Consider the following 19,454-nt stretch of genomic DNA (forward strand, 5'->3'; position numbering starts at 1 on the left):
GCCGGGGCTCCCCGGCAAGCCGGCCGCTTTACTTGCCCTTGAGCGTGTAGAGCGGGGTGTGGCCGGCCTGGACCTGGCCGCTTGCCGGATTTGCGACGCCGACATACTGGTCGACATTGCTCACCACCACCGGGCTGATCAGCGACTGGGCATGGGCGGACAGGTAGTCCAGATCCAGCTCCAGCACCGGGTCGCCCGCATTGACGCGCGCACCCTGCTCGGCCAGGCGCTTGAAGCCCTGACCACCCAACTTCACGGTCTCGATGCCGATGTGAACGATGATTTCCGCACCATTGTCGGCGACGAGAGCGAAGGCGTGGTTGCTGTTGAAGATCTTGACCAGTGTCCCCGACACCGGGGCCACCACCAGCTTGCCGGTCGGGCGGATGGCGATGCCATCACCCACCGCCTTGCTGGCAAAGGCAGCATCGGGCACCTGATCCAGCGGCACCACTTCGCCACTGACCGGTGCCAGCAGCACCAGATCGCCAGCCGCTTGCGGGGCCGGGGCGGCCACGGTCTGGGCCACGGCAGCCTTCTGCGCCGGAGCCAGCGGAGCCGATTCGATCACGGCCGGGGCAGGCACGCCGCCAGTCAGTGCGCGGCGCATGGCGCCGGCAATCATTTCAGCCTTGGGGCCGACGATGATCTGCACGTTCTTGCTGTTGAGCTTGATCAGGCCCGATGCCCCCAGGCGCTTGGCTTCGGCTTCGTTCACCTTGGCAGCATCGTTCAGCGTCAGACGCAGGCGGGTAATGCAAGCGTCGATAGCCGCCACGTTGGCTGCACCGCCGATCACGCCGACGTAGGAGCGGGCCAGCTGGTCGATATCGTCCGACACCTGGGAGCCACCGACGGCGTCCGGCGTATCTTCCTCGCGACCCGGGGTCTTGAGATCGAATGCCTTGATGAAGAACGAAAACAGCGCGAAGTAGATCACGAACCAGACCAGGCCGACGATGACCACGTAGATCTGGTTGCTCGACGCCGGCTGACCCCAGTTGATGAACATGTCGAACGCGCCTGCCGAGAAGCCGAAGCCCAGGTGGGCATCGAGCGCGGTCAGGATATAGGCCGACAGACCGGTGAGCAGTGCATGGATCAGGTACAGCACCGGGGCGAGGAACATGAACAGGAATTCAAGCGGTTCGGTCACGCCGGTGAGGAAGGCGGTAAAGGCCACCGAGAACAGCACGCCACCGACCGCGGCGCGGCGATGGGCCGGTGCGGCGAAGTACATCGCCAGTGCGGCGCCAGGCAGGCCGAACATCATCACCGGGAAGAAGCCGGTCATGAACATGCCCGCGCTCTTGTCGCCAGCGAAGTAGCGATGCAGATCGCCATGCGCCACCGTTTGCACGCCATCCTTCAGATAGCTGAAATCACCGATCTCGAACCAGGCGATGCTGTTGATCACTTGGTGCAGCCCAGTCGGAATCAACAGACGGTTGACCGTGGCGAACACGCCTGCGCCCAACGCGCCCTGTGCGACGATCCAGTTGCCCGCAGCTTTGATTTCAGCCTGGATCGGTGGCCAGACATAACCAAGGATCAGTGCCAGAACCAGTGCGGACAGACCGGTAATGATGGGCACAAAGCGTTTGCCACCAAAGAAGGCCGCCCAGTCTGGCAACTTGATGTTGTGGTACTTGTTGTAGAGCGCACCGGCAAGCAGGCCGGAGAGAATACCGGCGAGCACGCCCATATTGATCGTCTTGTCGATCACGGCCATGCACTTGGTCAACACGAAAAAGCCGACCGCGCCGGCCAGCGCCGCAGCGCCGTCATTGTCCTTGGCCCAGCCGACTGCCACACCGATGGCGAACAGCAACGCGAGGTTGCTGAACAATGCATCGCCACCCGCGGCAACAAAGGCCCCGATTTGACCGAACGTATCCGGACTCATGATGTCCGGTTGCCCCACGCGCAGCATGATCGCCGCCACGGGGAGCGCCGCAATAGGCAGTTGTAGCGACCGCCCCAGCTTTTGAAGACCGCCCAGCAAACTCATCGTTGCCTCCTGTCTGACTTTTGAATAATGGGTAGGTTTGTGAACCCTGTAGCCGTTGTAATGGGCAAACAGACGCCTGTAAACCTCGGCCGATTATTCCACCTGCCCCCAGGTGCTGCAATGTCAGCGGCAAGATAGCATAATGCTGCATTGCGGTAGCGTGATGAAATAAAAGGCAATTAAGATAAAAAGCCGATTTCGGCCAGTTAGGGACTGCAAACCCAGGCTGGCACGTCATCAGCATGCCAGCCTGCTTTCTTACAAAGTTTGCGCTAGCGCAAACCCCGGCGAGTACCCGTATTGCGTAACAATTTCGCATTATTCACTCGCAAAAAACGCCAAGCCGCTGCGTACAATGGCCGCGCAGCGACCAGCAGAGCCCTCATATGAAAGCGCGTATCGCCCTCATCACCGTCGTCATCCTCGCCGTGGGCGTTGCCGCGTGGCTGGGCCTCGCCGACGGCAAAACGCCGCAACCATCGGCACTACCCAAGCACAACTCCGTCGAGCTTGCCACCGCGGACGTGGCGCGCGTGACCCGCGCCGATCTGGCACGCGCGCTACCCCTGACCGGCACCCTGGCTGCGCTGCAGCAAACCACGCTGACCGCGCAGGTGGATGGCCGCATCGCGGCGGTGGAAGTGCGCCCTGGCGACGCGGTACGCACGGGTCAAGTGCTGGCCCGCTTCGATACCGCGGATCTGGAACGCCAGCGCGCCGTATCTGCCGCCCAACTGGCCAAGAGTCGCGAGCAACTTGCTTACCAGCAGAAGCTGTCGCGCCGCAATGCCGACCTGCTGGCGCAGAACTTCATCTCCAAGAATGCCTTCGACAATACGCAAAGCGAGCTGCAGGCCGCTGCCGCGGATGAGCGCGCTGCGCTCGCGCAGCTCGGCCTTGCCGAGCAGGCCATCACCAATGCGACGGTACGCGCGCCGTTTGCCGGCACCGTCGCCAGCCGCCAGATCGAACCGGGCCAGCATGTCGGCATCAACAGCCCGCTATTCACGGTGGTCGACCTCTCCGAGCTGGAACTCGTCGCCAACGTGCCCTCGGCGCAAATTGCCGAGGTCAAGCTGGGTCAGACAGTGAACTTCCACGTGCAGGGCTATACGCAGGCATTCACCGGCAGCATCAATCGCATCAATCCCACGGTGGATGAGGCCACGAAAACCATTCCCCTCTACCTGCGCGTGCCCAATCCGGACGGCGCCTTGCGCAGCGGGCTGTTCGCCGATGGCCTGCTGGTGCTCGACACGCGCAGTGCCGTGCCCAGCCTGCCGCTGCAGGCGGTCCACGCCGATGGCAAAGCGCGCTACGTGCTCGCCATCGAAGAGGGCAAGCTGGTCCGCCGCGATGTGACTCTGGGCGCGAGCGATCTCAAGCGCGACCGGGTCGAGATCGCCGCTGGCATCGCCGCCGGCGCGCAGGTGCTTGCCAGCAACGCCCGCCTGCCGCCCGGCACCGCTGTCACCATCGTAGCCGACAGCCCCAAGCAGTAAGCCCCCTACCCCGCGCAGGTCCATCCCATGTGGTTCACCCGCATCAGTATCCAGAATCCGGTCTTCGCAACGATGATGATGTTGTCGTTGCTGGTGCTGGGCCTGTTCTCGATCAATCGCCTGCCGGTCGAGGAGTTCCCGGATGTGAAGTTTCCGGTAGTGGTGGTCGCGACCAGCTACCCCGGCGCCTCGCCCGAGATCGTGGAAAGCGACATCACCCGCAAGATCGAGGAAGCGGTGAACACCGTCAGCGGGCTGAAGACGCTGTATTCGTTCAGCTACCAGGGTCTGTCGGTGGTCGTTGCCGAATTCGAGCTCAGCGTCGACCCCGAGATCGCGGTGCAGAACGTGCGCGAGAAGATCGCCGCCGTCACGCCGGGCTTTCGTGACGAAGTCCAGGATCCGGTCATCACGCGTTTCAGCCCCGAGGATGCCCCCATCGTGTCGCTGGCAATCCAGAGCGACACGATGACGCCGCGCGAGATGACGACGCTGGCCGAGCAGGTGATCAAGAAGCGCTTCGAGACCATCCAGGGCATAGGTCAGGCCGCGCTGATCGGTGGTCTGGCGCGCCAGGTGAACATCCGCCTGCACCCGGCTGAGCTTGCCGCGCTCAAGCTCGGCGTGAACGAGGTGATGGACGCGATCCGCGCGCAGAACACCGAGATTCCGGTCGGCACCATCACCACCACCAACCAGGAGCGGGTGATCCAGATCCGCGGCCGGCTGAAGTCGCCGGCCGATTTCGGCCGCATCGTGGTGGCCTGGCGCAACGGCGCGCCGATCTATCTGGATAGCGTCGCCACGGTCGAGGATGGGCAGGCCGAGGACGAAACGCTGGCGCTGGTGAACGGCAAGCGCGCCATCACGCTCGACCTGATGAAGGTCAGCAAGGCCAACACGGTGGCGGTCAGCGACAACGTCCAGGAAGTGGCCGCCGAACTCAACCAGGAGCTCGCCGCCACCGGGGTCACGCTGACCACACTGTACGACAACGCCGAGGGCATCCGCGCCTCGCTGTCCGACGTGCGTGCCACGCTGATCGAGGGGGCATTGCTCACCGTCGCCATCGTGTTCCTGTTCCTCGGCTCCTGGCGCTCAACGATGATCACCGGGCTAACCCTGCCGGTGGCCTTGATCGGCACCTTCTTCGCGCTATCGGTCTCGGGCTTTTCGATCAACGTGATGACGATGATGGCGCTGTCGCTCTGCATCGGCCTGTTGATCGACGATGCCATCGTGGTGCGCGAAAACATCGTGCGCCACGCCGCCATGGGCAAGAACCACACCCGCGCCGCGCTTGAGGGCACCGCCGAAATCGGTCTTGCCGTACTTGCCACCACCTCGACCATCGTCGCCGTGTTCCTGCCGGTAGGCTTCATGGGCGGCATCATCGGGCAGTTCTTCCACCAGTTCGGCATCACCGTGTGTGCGGCGGTGCTGATCTCGATGTTCGTGTCGTTCACGCTCGACCCCATGCTGTCGTCGGTGTGGCCCGACCCGCACGTGCACGGTGGCAAGCGCCCGCTCGGCAAGTTGCTCGACAAGCTGGAGGACGGCATGACCTGGCTCGCCGAGCGCTACAGCCGGCTGATCCGCTGGAGCCTGGCGCACCGCATCGCGGTGATCGCCATTGCCATCGCCAGCCTCGTCATCGCGTTCGGGCTCGCACGCTTCATCGGCAGCGAATTCGTACCCAAGGCCGATCTATCCAAGCTGTCGCTGTCGTTCTCGACCCCGGTCGGCTCCAACCTCGACTACACCGCGGCCAAGTCGCGCCAGATCGAGGCCCTGCTCAAGCGCGAGTTTCCCGAGGTGCGCGGCACCTATGTCACCCTCAATACCGGCCAGGCGCAGGGCAAGCACAACGGCACCATGATGGTGTTTCTCACGCCCAAGAAGGAGCGGGAGCGCGGCCAGGCCGAGCTGCTGCCGCTGATGCGCACGGCGATCAACCGCGTGGCCGGCGTCGAGATCATCTCGCTGGAGCCTTTTGGCGGCGGCGGCCCGGAAGGCAAGCCGATCCGCATCTCCTTGCAAGGGCCCAACCTCGACGAGCTGGCGCGACTGTCGCAGCGCTTTACCGCCGATCTGGCCAAGATCCACGGCCTCGTCGATATCGATTCGAGCATGAAGGCGCCGCAGCCCGCGTTCAACGTCGACATCGATCGCGAGCGCGCAGCGAGCCTCGGTCTGACACCCCAACAGATCGGCGACGCATTGCGCCCCCTGATCGCGGGCGACGCCGTCAGCACCTGGCAGGCGCCCGATGGCGAGAATTACGATGTGAACGTGCGACTCGATCGCGCCGCGCGCAGCGACAACGCCATGCTGGGCACACTGTATCTGGCCAGCCCGAGTAGCGACGCGTCCGGCAATCCGAACATGGTGCCGCTGGCCGAGCTGGCGCGCGTCACCGAATCGACGACACCGGTGCAGATCAGCCGGCGCAACCTCTTTCGCGAAGTGAACATCACCGCCAACGTCGCCGGCCGTACCACCGGCGAAATCCAGACCGAGATCGACCAGCTGCAGGCGGGCTTCAAGCTGCCGCCGGGCTACCGCTTCGTCGCCGAGGGCGACGCCAAGGACATGGCCGAATCGGCCGGCTACGCGGTGGCGGCGCTCGCGCTCGGCGTGATCTTCATTTACATGATCCTCGCCTCGCAGTTCGGCCACTTCCTGCAGCCGCTCGCCATCATGACGTCCTTGCCCTTGTCGCTGGTCGGCGTGCTGCTGGCGCTACTCTTGATGCGCAGCACGCTCAACATCTTCTCCATCATCGGCGTGATCATGCTGATGGGCCTCGTCACCAAGAACGCCATCTTGCTGGTCGACTTCGTCAATCATTTGCGCCGCGAGGGCCGCGAGCGCAGCGACGCGATCGCCGAGGCTGGACGCGAGCGTTTGCGCCCCATCCTGATGACGACGGCCGCGATGGTGATGGGCATGCTGCCGCTGGCGCTTGCCGTCGGCGATGGCGCCGAGCAGCGCGCGCCGATGGCGCACGCCATCATCGGCGGCGTGATCACCTCCACGCTCTTGACGCTGATCGTGGTGCCGGTGGTTTTCACCTGGCTCGATGATCTGGGACACTGGCTGCAACGCAAGACCGGCTTCACGCAGAACGATGCGTGATGTCGCCCGGCGCCCGGGCCTGGGTGTATCGTCCTGCCTCGTCGGCGCCTGTCGGCAATGCCACACGGCACCAAGTTTCCCGGCGCTCGTCGCTTCGGTTAGAATGCCCCTCTTCGAATTCAACCCCATCCGACAGGTAAGCGGCCCATGCTGACAGGTAGCCTGGTGGCAATTGTCACCCCCATGTTTGACGACGGCAGTCTCGATTTCGCCAGTCTGCGCAAACTGGTCGACTGGCATATCCAGGAAGGCACGCAAGCCCTCGTCGCGGTCGGCACCACCGGCGAATCGCCGACCGTAGATGTCGAGGAACACATCGAGATCGTCCGCGTGGTCGTCGAGCAGGCCGCCGGCCGCGTGCCCGTGATCGCCGGCACCGGCGCCAACTCCACCCGCGAAGCGATCCACCTGTCGCAACGGTCCAAGGCCGTCGGCGCCGACTATGGTCTCTCGGTCGTGCCCTACTACAACAAGCCGACCCAGGAAGGCCTGTACCAGCACTACAAGGCGATCGCCGAGCAAGGTGGCCTGCCGACGCTGCTGTACAACGTGCCGGGCCGCACCGTGACCGACATGAGCAACGACACCGTGCTGCGTCTGGCGGCACTGCCGGGCATCATCGGCATCAAGGATGCCACCGGCAATCTGGAGCGTGCAGCCGATCTGGTGCGCCGCGCACCCAAGGATTTCCTGCTGTACAGCGGCGATGACGGCTCTGCGCTGGCCTTCCTGCTGCTCGGCGGCCATGGCGTGATCTCGGTCACGACCAACGTCGCACCGGGCCGCATGCAGCAAATGTGCGCGGCCGCACTCAAGGGCGATGTCGCCAGCGCCCGTGAACTCAACAACAGCCTGCAAGGCCTGCACAAGCACTTGTTCGTCGAAGCCAACCCCATCCCGGTGAAGTGGGCGCTGGAGGAGATGGGCCGTATCGGCTCCGGCATCCGCCTGCCGCTGACCCGTTTGTCCGAGAACGCCCATGGCGTCGTCCGCCAGGCCATGCAAATGGCCGGTGTGCTGTAACCGCAACCCCTAACGCGAAGCCAGTCCATGAACGTGAAGCCCCGCCTGCTGTTTGTCCTGCTGACCGCCGCTCTCGCTGCTTGCAGCTCGGACGACCTCCTGATGCAACGCAAGGTCGACTACCGCTCAGGCAGCGACAACATTGCCAAGAACAGCCTGGAAATTCCACCGGACCTGACCGCACCGGCCAGTACCGGCGGCTACACGCTGCCGGGCAAGACCGCGGTCATCGCGCCTGTCACGCAGACCAAGGCGAGCGAAGACACCGCTGCCCAGCCTGCACACAACGCCAAGGCCCAATTGATGCAGGCCGGTGGCCAGCGCTGGCTGGTGGTGCAGGGTGATCCGGCCAAGGTATGGCCGGAGATCCGTGAATTCTGGCTGGACCAGGGCTTTTTGCTGGCCACCGACAATCCCAGCATTGGCATCATGGAAACCGACTGGCTGGAAAACCGCGCCAACCTGCCGCAGGATTGGGTGACCAAGCTGCTGCGCAAGGTCGCCGACCAGTTCATTACCACTGGCTTCCTCGACAAGTTCCGCACCCGGATCGAGCAAGGCATGCAGCCGGGCACCACCGAAATCTACATTTCGCATCGCGGCATGGAAGAAGTGTTTAGCGATGGTTCGACCGAGGCGCAGGTCGGCGCGGCGGATGCGCAGACCAAGACCGTCTGGACGCCGCGCCCATCCGACCCGGAACTCGAAGCCGAAATGCTGTCGCTGATGCTGCAGCGTCTGGGTATGACCGAAGAGCAGGCGGCTGCCGTGGTCAAGCCCGCAGCGGCGGCCAAGGCCCGTGCGGCACTCACCCAGAACAACACGGCGCTCGCGATCGACGACAGTTTCGATCGTTCCTGGCGTCGCGTCGGCCTCGCGCTCGATCGCATCGGCTACGTGGTCTACGATCGCGACCGCAGCAAGGGGGTCTATTTCGTACGCCGCGCCGATGCGGAGATCGCAGCGGAAAAGAAGACCGGCTTCTGGGCCGATCTGGGCTTTGGCAGTAAGGAAGAAGCCAAGAACAAGGCGCTGCCGGAATACGAGATTCGTCTCGCCCAGCAGGTCAACGGCACCTTGCTCACCGTGGCCGGCAAGGACGGCGCCGCAGTCGACGCGGAAAACCGCGGGAAACTGCTTTCCGCGCTGCAGTCTCAACTGCGCTAAGCGGATCAGCCCCAACAAAAATAGGGTGGCCATGGCCACCCTGTTTTGTATTCGGCGCCCCGCTGCGCATTCAGACCCTGTTTACGATCTTTGCGCGACAGCGCCGGGCCGGAACATTCATGAATAGGCGCTCAGGTCACAATGGCAACCAGCGCAGCAGCAACCATAAGCTGGCGATCGCGTAGGCGGCAGCCATCACGTCGTCGAGCATCACGCCAAAGCCGCCGTGGACCTTGCGATCGAACCAGCGGATTGGCCAGGGCTTGGCGATATCGAACAGCCGGAATGCGGCAAACGCCAGCGCCCAGCCAGCCGGCGTCATCGGCGCCGTGCACAGCACCAGCCACATCGCCACGATTTCATCGACCACGATGCCGCCATGGTCGTGCACGCCCAGCGCGCGCCCCGTGCGCGATGCCGCCCACCAGCCCAGCGCAAAGGCGGGCAGGCAAAGCCAGGCAATCTGCACGGGAGACAGCAGCAAGGCCAGCGCGGCATACAGCGGCAACGCCACCAGCGTGCCCCAGGTGCCCGGCGCATGCCGGGCGAGACCGCTACCGAAGCCCAGCGCAATGAAGTGCGCGGGGTGGGCGGTGAGAAAACGCCAGGTCGGGCGTACCAGTGTGGAAGCAGGATGCGTCATGATGCGAAATGATCGAAGCCGGTGCGGCTCAAGGCGATTTCGTCGCCATTGGCGCCTGCTACGGTCACGCCCTCGCCCGCCTCGATACGGCCTATGCAGGACAGCTGCAAGCCCAGCTCCTGCGCCAGAGCTACTACTCGGGCATGGTGCGCGACAGGGGCGGTGAAACACAGCTCGTAGTCGTCGCCGCCCGCGAGCGCCGCCTGCCGGAGCACGACCTCGGGCAAGCCCGCCAGAGCCGGATGCACCGGCACCCGCTCCCAGGCTATCACCGCCGCGCAAGCGGAACGCGCGCAGATATGGCCCAGATCGCCCACCAGGCCATCGGAGAGATCGAGCGCGGCGCTGGCAAGCCCACGCAGGCGCCGCCCCAGTGCCAGCCGTGGCGTTGGCCAGTCCAGCCGCTCGCCGCATAGGCGCAAGGTCTCTGGATTGAGCACCAGCTCGCCGTTGCGCGCCATCACCGCGACAGCGGCAGCACCGAGCTCGCCCGACACCCATATCTCGTCGCCAGCGCAAGCGCCGCTGCGCAACAGCGGCTGGCCGATCGGCACTTCGCCGGCCACCTGGATCGAGATCGTCAACGGCCCACGCGTGGTATCACCGCCGACGAGCTCGATGCCCGCCGCATCCGCCAGCGCGTAGAAGCCGCGCGCGAATGCGCCAAGCCAGGCCTCGTCGGTGCGGGGCAACGCCAGCGCCAGCGTGCACCAGGCAGGCTGCGCGCCCATGGCGGCCAGATCGGACAGATTGACCGCCAGTGCCTTGTGGCCCAGCGACTCCGGGTCGACATCGGCAAAGAAATGCCGGCCTTCGACCAGCATGTCGACTGACACCGCCAGCGCCATGCCGGGGCGCGGCGCCAGCAAGGCACAATCGTCGCCGACCCCGAGCAAGGCGCGCGGGGTCGGGCGCTGGAAGTAGCGGGCAATCAGCTCGAATTCGTTCACGCGTCAGCCGCGGCGCTTGGCACGCACCGCCTGCAGCTCGGCCGGGCGTACTTCGCCCGCCAGCTTGTCGAGCACGCCGTTGACGAACTTGTGACCATCGGTACCGCCGAAAGTCTTGGCCAGTTCGATCGCTTCGTTGACGATCACCGGATACGGCGTTTCCGGCGTGTGCAGAATCTCGAAGGCGCTGGCGAACAGTACCGCTGCTTCCACCGGGCTCACCTCGTCGAATGGCCGATCGATATGCGGTTCCAGCGCCGATTGCAGCGCCGCCGGCTCCTTCAGCACGCCGTACAGGATGGTGCGGAACAAGGCCTCGTCGGCGCGGCCGAACGCGCTGGTGCTGTCCTTCAGGTAGCGCTCGATACCGTTGACGGTGTCACCCGTCAGCTGCCATTGATAGATGCCCTGCACTGCGAACTCGCGCGCGCGGCGGCGGGCGGACTTGGGCTTGGCGGGTTCGGCGGGAACGGGAATGTGTTGTTCTTCGGTCATGGTATGGCCTTGCGCTTATGCGCGGATCTGTTTCAGAAGGAGCGCCATCTCGACGGCGACGCGCGCGGCATCGACGCCCTTGTCGGTCTGGCGGGCAAGCGCTTGTTCATCGTTTTCGACGGTGAGGATGGCATTGGCAATCGGAATGCCGGCGTCGAGGCCGACGCGCGTCACGCCGGCGCCCGATTCGTTGGCAACGAGCTCGAAATGGTAGGTTTCGCCGCGGATGATGCAACCGAGCGCCACCAGCGCGTCAAAGCGACCGGTCTGGGCCAGCGCCTGCAGCGCCAGCGGCACCTCCAGCGCACCCGGCACCTGGAATTGCGCGATCTCGGTGACGCCGAGCCGTTGCAGCTCGCCGCTGCATGCGGCGTTGAGCGCACCGCAGACGGCTTCGTTGAAACGGCAGGTCACGATGGCAACCCGCAAGCCGGTACCGTCAAGATCGGGCAGCGTCTGCTCGCGATTGGGGGTAAAGCTCATGTTTTCAATCCTGCATGGAGTGGCGGGCTGGCAGGGGCCGACCCGATTGAAGCGGGGCTTGCCTCAGTCCTGTGGCGAAGCAAAACCCGTGATTTCGAGGCCGAAGCCGGCCATGCTCGGAATGCGGCGCTCCGGCGAGAGCACCCGCATCTTGCCCACGCCCAGGTGGCGCAGCATCTGCGCGCCAATGCCGAAGGTGCGCAAATCCCATTTGCGCGGGGCCTCCAGCCTGAGCTCGGGGAGCGCGCGCGCCAACAGCTCCTCGCCGCCTTCGGGGCGATGCAGCAGCACCATCACGCCGCAGCCGGCATTGGCGATCGAGGTCAGCGTCTGCCGCACGGTCCACGAGTGGTTGCAGGTGCCCAGATCCAGCCAGTCCACGACCGACAACGGTTCGTGCACGCGCACCAGCGTTTCGCTGTCGGGATGCGGCTGGCCCTTGACCAGCGCGAGATGGGTGGCGTCGCTCATCTTGTCGCGGAACACGGCAAGCTCGAATTCGCCGGCGAAGGTGTCGACGGTGCGCCGCCCCATGCATTCGATCAGCGATTCGTGCTGGCTGCGATAGTGGATCAGATCGGAAATGGTGCCAACCTTGAGGCCATGCTGCTCGGCGAAGGCCAGCAGTTCGGGCAGCCGCGCCATGGTGCCGTCGTCGTTCATCACTTCGCAGATCACCGACGCCGGCTGCAACCCCGCCAGTTGCGCCAGATCGCAACCGGCTTCGGTGTGGCCCGCGCGCACCAGCACACCGCCAGGCTGGGCCAGAAGCGGAAAGATATGGCCGGGGGAGACGATATCGCCAGGCTTGGCGTCGAACGCCACCGCCTTTTGCACGGTGAGCGCACGATCGTAGGCGGAGATGCCGGTGGATACGCCTTCGGCGGCCTCGATCGATACGGTGAAATTGGTGCCGTGGCTGGAACCGTTGTGGTTCACCATCAGCGGCAGATTAAGCTGCTTGCAACGCTCCGCAGTCAGCGTCAGGCAGATCAGGCCGCGCGCATGCTTGGCCATGAAGTTGATCGCCTCGGGGGTGACGAATTCGGCGGCAATGACGATGTCGCCCTCGTTCTCCCTATCCTCCTCGTCGACGAGGATGACCATTTTCCCGTTACGGATATCGGCAATGATGTCCTGGATGGCTGAAATCGGCATGGCATGTGGCAAAGAGCGAAGGTATGGCTAGGATACCTTGTTGCAGTGCACTTGGCTGCAGTGTTAGCCCCTATGCCGTGGTTTACCGGCGGCCGCCGCCGCAATATATTCGAGTTTCATGATATTCATTGGTTTGCTGCCAGCTTCGCCCACAATGGCGTGAGGGCAAACCCCCAAGGCACTACAGGGGAGACACGATGACCGAAGCGACACCGCAAGCCGACATCACGCTGTTCCTGGCGTCGTCGGTGCACGACATGAAGAACTCGCTGGGACTGCTCGGCGGCATGGTGGAAAAGCTGGTCGCCGAACTACCGCCCCACAGCGGCGCCGACCGTGCCGACTACGCGCACATGCTGTACGAGCTCAAGCGCATCAACGACAACCTGATGCACCTGCTCACCGTGTACAAGCTGGGCAACGCGCTCTACCCCTTCGATCCGGTTCCCACCCTCATCGCCGACCTGTACGCCGATCTGGCGGTGCAGAACCGCGTGCTGTTCAGCACGCGCCAGCTGGCGCTGCAGATCGACGTGTCAGCCGATCTCACCGGCTATTTCGATGTCGACCTGATCGCCGGGGTGATCGGCCATGCGCTCGTCAACGCGGCCAACTACACGCGCGACACGGTGCGGCTGTCGGCCCGCGAGCTGGGCGGCGCTCTGGAACTCAGGGTGGAGGACAACGGACGCGGCTATCCGCCCGCCATGCTGCTCGACAGCCGCGCCGGCCTCACCGGAGTCGATTTCTTCAGCGGCAGCACCGGGCTGGGTCTTTACTTCGCGCACGAGGTGGCGCGGCTGCATCGCAACCGCGAGCACATCGGCTCGCTGCGGCTGGAAAACGGCGGCACATTCGGCGGTGGCTGTTTCGTGCTCACCCTGCCCTGAATCGATACGCCGCGTTCCGCGTGCGCATCTTTCCCGAATCCACATCAGGCGACCTGACCGCATGAGCTCCAATCCCCTCGCCCCATACCAGTGCCTCGTCGTCGACGATTTCCAGGGTATGCGCAGCATGCTGCGCGACATGTTGCGCGATTGCGGCGCCAAGAACATCGAGATGTCGTCCAGCGGCAAGGAAGCCATCGCCCTGCTGGCCGAGAACAAGTTCGATATCGTGCTGTGCGATTACAACCTGGGTAGCGGCAAAAATGGTCAGCAGGTGCTGGAGGAAGCCAAGCTGCGCCACCTGATCGGCCCGGCCTGTACCTGGATCATGATCACCGCCGAGAAAAGCTCGGACTGGATCATGGGCGCCGTCGAGTACCAGCCCGATGCCTACCTGATCAAACCCATCACCACCGAGCTGCTGCTCAACCGGCTGGAGCGCATCGCCGCCAAGAAGCAAGCCTTCGCCGAGATCGACCAGGCCATCGTCAACAAGCAGTTCCTGCGCGCCATTGCGTTGTGCGATAGCAAGCTGAAGACCGACACGGCCAACGCAGCCGAACTGCAGCGCATCAAGGGCCAGCTGCTGCTGAACGCCGGTGATCTTGATGCCGCGCGCAAGCAGTTCGAACAGGTGCTGACGCTGCGCGAGCTCGCCTGGGCGCGCACCGGGCTTGGCCGGGTCTGCTACGAGCAGGGCGACTACACGGCCGCACGCGACCACCTGCTGCAGGTGGTGCAAACCCAGCGCACCTATCTCGAAGCCTACGACTGGTTGGCCCGCGCGCAGCAGGCCCTCGGTGACAACGAAGCGGCCGAGGCCGTGCTGGCAGACGCGCTCAAGCTCTCGCCCAACTCGCCACAACGACAGAAAAACCTGGGCCAGCTCGCGATGAAGCGCGGCGATCTCACCACTGCCGACGAGGCCTTCCGCAAGAGCATCCAGGTGGGCGAACACTCCATACTCAAGACGCCGGACGCCTATATCGGATTGGCCAAGGTCTGCAGCGCCAGCGGCAACGGCGGCGAAGCACTCAAGGTGCTCACCGCCGTGCAGCGCCAGTTCGACAGCGATGACGTGAAACTGCGCGCCAAATCGGCCGAAGGGCTGATCTACAAGCAGGAACACCGGCTGGCCCAGGCCAATACGCTGGCCGCCGAGGTGGACGAGCTGCTGCAAGCCAGCACCGAACTGCATGACGACGCGGCCAGCATCGAGGCCGCCGAGCTGTTGCTCGCCACCGGCCGCAAGGACAGCGCAGTGAAGCTGTTGCAACAGGTGGTGAGGAACAACCACGAGAACAAAGGGCTGATCGCCCAGGTGCAGACCGTATTCGATGGCGCGGGCATGCAGCAGGAAGGCGCCGTGCTGGTCGAAGGCAGCCGGCGCGAAGCGGTGGATTTGATGAACCGCGGCGTGCTGCTGGCGCGCGACGGCAAGCTCGTCGAAGCGCTGGACGCGATGCGCGCCGCCAAGATAGCGCTGCCCAACAACGCACGCGTGCTGCTCAACTTCGCCTACGTGGCCGTGCTGTTGCTGCAGCGCGACGGCGCCAACCGCGAGCTGATCGCCGAAAGTCGGCAGGCGCTGCTGCACGCCAACCAGCTCTCGCCCGGCGAGAAGCGCTTCGCGCAGCTGATGGAGGCGCTGGCGCTGCTGGCGGGGTAGTCGTCAATCGCTCGAGGGCGAGGGCGCGGGCGGGGCCTCGATGCGCGACTTGGACTTGAGCTCGTTGCAATGCGGGCAGAAATAGCTTTTGGCGCCACACGCCTGCAGCACCTCCAGTGGCTGGCCGCAGTCCGGGCATGGAATAGTGGCTTGGCTTTCGCTCATGGCGGTTCCCCCGATAAAGTGCTCACGTCGGTGTAGCGCAGCACGGTACGCAGGTCCTCACCCACCATGCGGCGCTCGATCACCGAAAGCGCCTGCCTTTCGGCCAGCGAGGCCAGCGTGAAATCGGCCAGTGGCTTGCCACGGCCAATCAGCACCGGCGCCTGATACAGCACAATCTCGTCGATAAGGCCCGCATCCAGCAGCGCGCCCGCCAGCACGCCGCCCGCCTCGACCGTCACCTCGTTGAGACCGCGCCGGGCCAATTCCGCCAGCACGCCCGCCAAGTCGACGCGCCCATTGGCGCCGGGCAGCAGCAGCACTTCGGCGCCGGCCGCTTCCAGCACCGCCCGGCTGGGGCTATCGAAAGCGCCGACGACGAGCACGCCCGAGCTTTGCAGCAAGCTGGCCGATGCCGGTGTGCGCAGCGTGCTGTCGAGCACCACGCGCAAGGGCTGTCGGCCCTGCCAGAACACGCCTTGTGGCTCGCGTACCGTCAGCTGCGCATCATCCGCCAGCACTGTGGTCACGCCGGTCAGCATGGCGCAGGAGCGTGCCCGCAACCGTTGCACATCGGCGCGCGCAGCCGGGCCGGTGATCCATTGCGATTCTCCGCTCTCCAGCGCGATCCGGCCATCCAGGCTGGCCGCGAGCTTGAGCCGCGACCAGGGCCGGCCACGCACCATGCGGGACAAAAACCCACGATGGTGCTCCAGCGCCTGCTCGCGCAGGAGGCCCGATTGCACCGCGACGCCGGCCGCAGCGAGCCGGGCCAGCCCCTGCCCTGCCACCAGCGGGTTGGGGTCACGCAGGGCAGCGACGACGCGTGCCACGCCAGCGGCGATCAATCCGTCGGCGCAGGGCGGCGTACGACCGTGGTGGCTGCAAGGCTCCAGCGTCACATAGGCGGTGGCGCCGCGCGCCGTCTCACCCGCCTGGCGCAGCGCCATCACCTCGGCGTGCGGCCCGCCAGCGGCCTGGCTATGGCCTGCACCGACCACCATCCCATCCTTGACCAGCACGCAACCCACGCTGGGATTGGGGCTGGTGATGCATTGGCCACGCGCGGCAAGGCGCAGCGCCTGCTGCATATAGCCATGATCGGCGCCGTCGAAACTCATGCCCGCCCCACCGGGGTGACCCGCAATGCCGTCCACACGGCGTCGACCACCAATTGTTCCTGTGGCTCAAAGCCGCGGGCCGCCATCATTTCCGCCATCCGAGTCTCGTCCAGATCGCAGCGCAGCACGCCGGGCTTGGGACGACACAGCCACACACGGGTCGTGGGCTGCAGCATGGGCGCAAGATCGGCCCAACGCTCCGTGAGCATGGCGCTGTCCGACACGAACAGCACGGCAATATCGAGCTCGGTGCTGGCCAGTTGCATGCCATCCGGCAACACGGCAAACAACGGCGTGACCGCGTCGGGCAAGGCTTGCAGCGCGTAGCGCATGCCCGGAGCGAAGCCCAGTTGTTCGGGCAGGCTGAGCACATCACCGGACATGGATCAATCCTTGGCTTTGGCGACTTCCTTGATCACATCGCGGAAGTCGTCGAGATCGGAAAAACTGCGATAGACCGAGGCAAAGCGGATATAGGCCACCTTGTCGAGCTTGGCGAGCTCGTTCATAACCATTTCACCGACCTGGCGCGACATGATTTCGCGATCACCGACGGTAAGCACCTTCTGGATGATGCGGGCGATGGCCTCGTCGACCAGCTGGGTCGGCACCGGGCGCTTGTGCAGCGCGCGATGGAAGGAAGTACGGATCTTCTCGCGATCGAAGTCCACGCGCTGGCCATTGGTCTTGACCACCTGCGGCAGCCGCACCTCGGCAGTTTCGTAGGTGGTGAAGCGCTTGTCGCACACCGCGCAGCGACGGCGGCGGCGCACGGTATCGCCCTCCTCGGACACTCGGGAATCGACGACCTGCGTATCGGGCGAACCACAGAACGGGCATTTCATGGTGGCGGAAGTACCGGGTGAAAGATCGGAGTCTGGGGCGAGGATAACCCGCGACTCGCCGCTTGGAAACGTTGCGCCGATCGGATCCGGCTCAGTCGTGGCGTGAAAGCCGGGCACCAGACCTCGAAGGTCTTGCCGCCAGCCCGTCGCAGCGGCCCGTGCCACTTTTCACAGCCGCACCGGGCCGAGCACGTGCTTTGCTGAGTGCAACCGGCGCGTATCGGCGCCGATCGCACGACGAGCCCATCATGCACCAGCCATTTACGTTACACCGCGTTGCATCCACTCCCGCCTGCGGCATCGGCCTGCTTTTGACTGCGCTGGCGTGGCCGGCGGCCATCCATGCTTCCATCGCCGTTGCGCCGATGCCGCGCCAGGTCGACGTGACGGACTCGCTCGACCTGACCTTGCTGGTGTTCGAGGATGGGCAGGCGGGAACGCCACCCCATTCGCTCGAGGCCAGCCTTACCGCCAACCCGCAGGAGCCCGTCAAGATCATCCTTAACCGGGTGGCCGACCCACCCGCCGTGCCCGGTCAGCCGCGCAAGGTGCGCTATTCCGGCGTGGTTCCGCCGACGGTGCGCGGCGAAGTGCGACTCGAGCTGCTGGAGCTGGACGTGGCGCCGATGATGATAGGCCTCGCCCGCCGCACCGATGCCGAGCCCGTACCGTTGCCGGTGGTCAGCGAAGCCACCGTCGCCACCACCGCCGTCGTGGAGCCGCCGCCCACCGGTGCGACACGCGCGCCGCAGGAAAACCCGGCTGCGCTGTCGCGGCTGTCGTTCCACGATCCGGTTTACTTCGCCGTCGGCGTCAATGGCCGCGAGTACACGCAGTTCCAGTTCAGCCTCAAGTTCCGCCTGTTCGAGCCCGATACGCCGCAATCGCGATCGCTGCTCGACAATCTGTACGTCGGCTACACGCAATCGGCGCTGATGGATCTGGCTGCCGATTCCTACCCCATCCACGATTCGCTGTACAACCCCAGCGTGTACTACTACCTGCCCGATACCGGGCTCAATGCAGGCTGGCTGACCCGCACCTCGCTCGCCGCCGGCTATGAGCACGAATCCAATGGCGAGGACGAGGCGGATTCGCGCGCGCTGGAAATGCTGTTCGTCAAACCGACGTTCTACCTGGGCGACCCGGCCGACTGGCACTGGACCTTCTCGCCCAAGCTTTACTACTACGCGAAGAAAGGCGACTACAACCAGGACATCGAAGACTACCGCGGCTATGGCGACTATCGCCTCACCTTCGGCCATCCGCAGTCGCTGGAACTCGCCGCGACCATGCGGGCCGGCACCCAGAGCTACGCCAGCGGCAAGCTCGAGGTGACCTATCCGCTGGCGCAATGGGTGCCCAGCATGATGGGCTACCTCTACCTGAGCTATTTCGACGGCTGGGGCGAAACCTTGATCGACTACAACCGCCGCAGCAACGCGCAGTTCCGCATCGGCTACAGCCTGTGGCGGTAACAGCAACGCCCTGATCGCGGCTCAACCGGGGCAATCGAGGCGCAGCGCGTGAAAACGCCCGCTGCGGTCGATTTCGCGCGGCACAACGTCGAGCGGGCGGGAAAAACCTGGCATATCGGTCACCAGCGTGTGGAACTCGCCATGCTCGCCGCAGCGGTCGATGCCGGGCGGCAGGCTGGCGATCCAATCAGCGTCATACCATGCGCCACAAAAGTTACCGTCAAGCTGCTCGGTATCGACCGTCACCACGCGCGTGCGAATACCGCGCGCCAGGATTTCCGCCGCCAGGGCCGCCGTGTTCTCCCCCATCAGCGGAAACACGCATTGCCAGCCGGCGGGCTCGATATAGCTGCGGCGGTATTCGGCGATGCCGTTGTGGAACAGGTCGCCGAACGCGATGGCGTTGATGGCAAGGCCACTCGCCTTGAGGCCTTCGACCACGCAGCGCTGGTAAACCGGGTTCGGTGGAAACACCTGCGGCAGTTCGATCGCCGCCAGCGGCAAACCGAGCCGCGCGGCCTGTGCTTCCACGATCGCCAGCGGCGTGTTCTGGTAAGGCACCCAGCCGTCGACATGGGTCGTGCACAGGCCGACCACGTTGTAGCGCGCATCCTCGCGCAGCCGCAGCAACGAGAGCGCGGAATCCTTGCCGGAGGACCAGCTGACCATCACATCGAGCCGAACATTCATCGACCAACCTCCCAGTCCGTATGGCAAAA

The 19,454-nt window shown here is 64.9% G+C and carries 18 protein-coding genes; 7 read left to right on the top strand and 11 right to left on the bottom strand.

Going from position 1 to position 19,454, the window contains the following annotated elements:
* Positions 1-28 precede the first annotated feature (28 nt).
* Positions 29-2,011, bottom strand: a complete 1,983-nt coding sequence (gene nagE / locus NLI84_RS01620; protein ID WP_255987728.1) for an N-acetylglucosamine-specific PTS transporter subunit IIBC — start codon at positions 2,009-2,011, stop codon at positions 29-31.
* A gap of 386 nt (positions 2,012-2,397) precedes the next feature.
* Between nagE and NLI84_RS01625 the strand changes: the two genes are divergently transcribed.
* The 4 genes from NLI84_RS01625 to bamC all read left to right on the top strand — a co-directional run bounded on the left by NLI84_RS01625 (position 2,398) and on the right by bamC (position 8,841).
* Entirely contained in the window at positions 2,398-3,513 is a 1,116-nt protein-coding gene (locus NLI84_RS01625; RefSeq protein WP_255987729.1) for an efflux RND transporter periplasmic adaptor subunit, read from the top strand.
* Between the two features lie 27 nt (positions 3,514-3,540).
* Positions 3,541-6,651, top strand: a complete 3,111-nt coding sequence (locus NLI84_RS01630) for an efflux RND transporter permease subunit (RefSeq protein WP_255987730.1) — start codon at positions 3,541-3,543, stop codon at positions 6,649-6,651.
* Between the two features lie 147 nt (positions 6,652-6,798).
* On the top strand, positions 6,799-7,674 hold the full coding sequence (gene dapA / locus NLI84_RS01635; RefSeq protein WP_255987731.1) for a 4-hydroxy-tetrahydrodipicolinate synthase: 876 nt from the start codon (positions 6,799-6,801) through the stop codon (positions 7,672-7,674).
* 27 nt (positions 7,675-7,701) lie between these two features.
* The gene (gene bamC, locus NLI84_RS01640) at positions 7,702-8,841 is read left to right on the top strand and encodes an NlpB/DapX family lipoprotein (RefSeq protein WP_255987732.1); all 1,140 of its coding nucleotides are present in this window, start codon (positions 7,702-7,704) and stop codon (positions 8,839-8,841) included.
* 136 nt (positions 8,842-8,977) lie between these two features.
* Here the strand turns inward: bamC and NLI84_RS01645 are convergent, their stop codons facing one another.
* The 5 genes from NLI84_RS01645 to ribBA all read right to left on the bottom strand — a co-directional run bounded on the left by NLI84_RS01645 (position 8,978) and on the right by ribBA (position 12,570).
* Complete coding sequence (locus tag NLI84_RS01645) at positions 8,978-9,484, bottom strand: phosphatidylglycerophosphatase A family protein (protein ID WP_255987733.1); 507 nt, start codon at positions 9,482-9,484, stop codon at positions 8,978-8,980.
* On the bottom strand, positions 9,481-10,434 hold the full coding sequence (gene thiL / locus NLI84_RS01650) for a thiamine-phosphate kinase (RefSeq protein ID WP_255987735.1): 954 nt from the start codon (positions 10,432-10,434) through the stop codon (positions 9,481-9,483). The genes NLI84_RS01645 and thiL overlap by 4 nt, the downstream gene beginning before the upstream one ends.
* A 3-nt stretch (positions 10,435-10,437) precedes the next feature.
* Entirely contained in the window at positions 10,438-10,929 is a 492-nt protein-coding gene (gene nusB / locus NLI84_RS01655; protein WP_255987736.1) for a transcription antitermination factor NusB, read from the bottom strand.
* A gap of 15 nt (positions 10,930-10,944) precedes the next feature.
* Positions 10,945-11,412 carry a 6,7-dimethyl-8-ribityllumazine synthase gene (ribH, locus tag NLI84_RS01660; RefSeq protein ID WP_255987738.1) on the bottom strand — a complete coding sequence of 156 codons (468 nt, stop codon included), beginning with the start codon at positions 11,410-11,412 and terminating at the stop codon, positions 10,945-10,947.
* A gap of 63 nt (positions 11,413-11,475) precedes the next feature.
* On the bottom strand, positions 11,476-12,570 hold the full coding sequence (gene ribBA, locus NLI84_RS01665; protein WP_255987740.1) for a bifunctional 3,4-dihydroxy-2-butanone-4-phosphate synthase/GTP cyclohydrolase II: 1,095 nt from the start codon (positions 12,568-12,570) through the stop codon (positions 11,476-11,478).
* Between the two features lie 197 nt (positions 12,571-12,767).
* Here ribBA and NLI84_RS01670 point away from each other — a divergent pair, with 197 nt between their 5' ends.
* Together NLI84_RS01670 and NLI84_RS01675 are read left to right on the top strand one after the other, a co-directional pair.
* Positions 12,768-13,460 carry a sensor histidine kinase gene (locus tag NLI84_RS01670; RefSeq protein ID WP_255987743.1) on the top strand — a complete coding sequence of 231 codons (693 nt, stop codon included), beginning with the start codon at positions 12,768-12,770 and terminating at the stop codon, positions 13,458-13,460.
* A gap of 61 nt (positions 13,461-13,521) precedes the next feature.
* On the top strand, positions 13,522-15,129 hold the full coding sequence (locus NLI84_RS01675; RefSeq protein WP_255987744.1) for a tetratricopeptide repeat protein: 1,608 nt from the start codon (positions 13,522-13,524) through the stop codon (positions 15,127-15,129).
* A gap of 3 nt (positions 15,130-15,132) precedes the next feature.
* Here the strand turns inward: NLI84_RS01675 and NLI84_RS01680 are convergent, their stop codons facing one another.
* Genes NLI84_RS01680 through nrdR form a run of 4 tightly spaced genes read right to left on the bottom strand, consistent with a single transcriptional unit; the run spans position 15,133 to position 17,257 of the window.
* Positions 15,133-15,294 carry a YfgJ family double zinc ribbon protein gene (locus tag NLI84_RS01680; protein ID WP_255987745.1) on the bottom strand — a complete coding sequence of 54 codons (162 nt, stop codon included), beginning with the start codon at positions 15,292-15,294 and terminating at the stop codon, positions 15,133-15,135.
* The gene (gene ribD / locus NLI84_RS01685) at positions 15,291-16,412 is read right to left on the bottom strand and encodes a bifunctional diaminohydroxyphosphoribosylaminopyrimidine deaminase/5-amino-6-(5-phosphoribosylamino)uracil reductase RibD (RefSeq protein ID WP_255987746.1); all 1,122 of its coding nucleotides are present in this window, start codon (positions 16,410-16,412) and stop codon (positions 15,291-15,293) included. Before ribD ends, NLI84_RS01680 begins: the two co-directional genes overlap by 4 nt.
* Positions 16,409-16,795: a hypothetical protein gene (locus NLI84_RS01690; RefSeq protein WP_255987747.1), complete on the bottom strand. Its 387-nt coding sequence runs from the start codon at positions 16,793-16,795 to the stop codon at positions 16,409-16,411. The genes ribD and NLI84_RS01690 overlap by 4 nt, the downstream gene beginning before the upstream one ends.
* A 3-nt stretch (positions 16,796-16,798) precedes the next feature.
* Positions 16,799-17,257, bottom strand: coding sequence for a transcriptional regulator NrdR (gene nrdR, locus NLI84_RS01695; RefSeq protein ID WP_255987748.1), 459 nt, complete (start codon positions 17,255-17,257; stop codon positions 16,799-16,801).
* A gap of 248 nt (positions 17,258-17,505) precedes the next feature.
* Here nrdR and NLI84_RS01700 point away from each other — a divergent pair, with 248 nt between their 5' ends.
* Positions 17,506-18,735, top strand: coding sequence for a phospholipase A (locus tag NLI84_RS01700; RefSeq protein ID WP_255987749.1), 1,230 nt, complete (start codon positions 17,506-17,508; stop codon positions 18,733-18,735).
* Between the two features lie 21 nt (positions 18,736-18,756).
* On the opposite strand, the gene NLI84_RS01705 is transcribed toward NLI84_RS01700, so the two are convergent.
* The gene (locus tag NLI84_RS01705) at positions 18,757-19,425 is read right to left on the bottom strand and encodes a Dph6-related ATP pyrophosphatase (RefSeq protein WP_255987750.1); all 669 of its coding nucleotides are present in this window, start codon (positions 19,423-19,425) and stop codon (positions 18,757-18,759) included.
* Positions 19,426-19,454: the final 29 nt, after the last annotated feature.

Source organism: Chitinolyticbacter albus, assembly GCF_024437655.1.
In the GTDB taxonomy this organism is placed as follows: Bacteria; Pseudomonadota; Gammaproteobacteria; order Burkholderiales; family Chitinibacteraceae; genus Chitinolyticbacter; species Chitinolyticbacter albus.

Excerpts from the sequence above, each read along its gene's own strand:
- NLI84_RS01645 (WP_255987733.1), bottom strand. The coding sequence starts at position 9,484 with ATGACGCATCCTGCTTCCACACTGGTACGCCCGACCTGGCGTTTTCTC.
- bamC (WP_255987732.1), top strand. The coding sequence starts at position 7,702 with ATGAACGTGAAGCCCCGCCTGCTGTTTGTCCTGCTGACCGCCGCTCTC.
- NLI84_RS01680 (WP_255987745.1), bottom strand. The coding sequence starts at position 15,294 with ATGAGCGAAAGCCAAGCCACTATTCCATGCCCGGACTGCGGCCAGCCA.
- NLI84_RS01700 (WP_255987749.1), top strand. The coding sequence starts at position 17,506 with ATGCACCAGCCATTTACGTTACACCGCGTTGCATCCACTCCCGCCTGC.
- NLI84_RS01705 (WP_255987750.1), bottom strand. The coding sequence starts at position 19,425 with ATGAATGTTCGGCTCGATGTGATGGTCAGCTGGTCCTCCGGCAAGGAT.
- NLI84_RS01675 (WP_255987744.1), top strand. The coding sequence starts at position 13,522 with ATGAGCTCCAATCCCCTCGCCCCATACCAGTGCCTCGTCGTCGACGAT.
- nagE (WP_255987728.1), bottom strand. The coding sequence starts at position 2,011 with ATGAGTTTGCTGGGCGGTCTTCAAAAGCTGGGGCGGTCGCTACAACTG.
- ribH (WP_255987738.1), bottom strand. The coding sequence starts at position 11,412 with ATGAGCTTTACCCCCAATCGCGAGCAGACGCTGCCCGATCTTGACGGT.
- NLI84_RS01625 (WP_255987729.1), top strand. The coding sequence starts at position 2,398 with ATGAAAGCGCGTATCGCCCTCATCACCGTCGTCATCCTCGCCGTGGGC.
- ribD (WP_255987746.1), bottom strand. The coding sequence starts at position 16,412 with ATGAGTTTCGACGGCGCCGATCATGGCTATATGCAGCAGGCGCTGCGC.
- NLI84_RS01690 (WP_255987747.1), bottom strand. The coding sequence starts at position 16,795 with ATGTCCGGTGATGTGCTCAGCCTGCCCGAACAACTGGGCTTCGCTCCG.
- NLI84_RS01630 (WP_255987730.1), top strand. The coding sequence starts at position 3,541 with ATGTGGTTCACCCGCATCAGTATCCAGAATCCGGTCTTCGCAACGATG.
- dapA (WP_255987731.1), top strand. The coding sequence starts at position 6,799 with ATGCTGACAGGTAGCCTGGTGGCAATTGTCACCCCCATGTTTGACGAC.
- nusB (WP_255987736.1), bottom strand. The coding sequence starts at position 10,929 with ATGACCGAAGAACAACACATTCCCGTTCCCGCCGAACCCGCCAAGCCC.
- ribBA (WP_255987740.1), bottom strand. The coding sequence starts at position 12,570 with ATGCCGATTTCAGCCATCCAGGACATCATTGCCGATATCCGTAACGGG.
- NLI84_RS01670 (WP_255987743.1), top strand. The coding sequence starts at position 12,768 with ATGACCGAAGCGACACCGCAAGCCGACATCACGCTGTTCCTGGCGTCG.
- nrdR (WP_255987748.1), bottom strand. The coding sequence starts at position 17,257 with ATGAAATGCCCGTTCTGTGGTTCGCCCGATACGCAGGTCGTCGATTCC.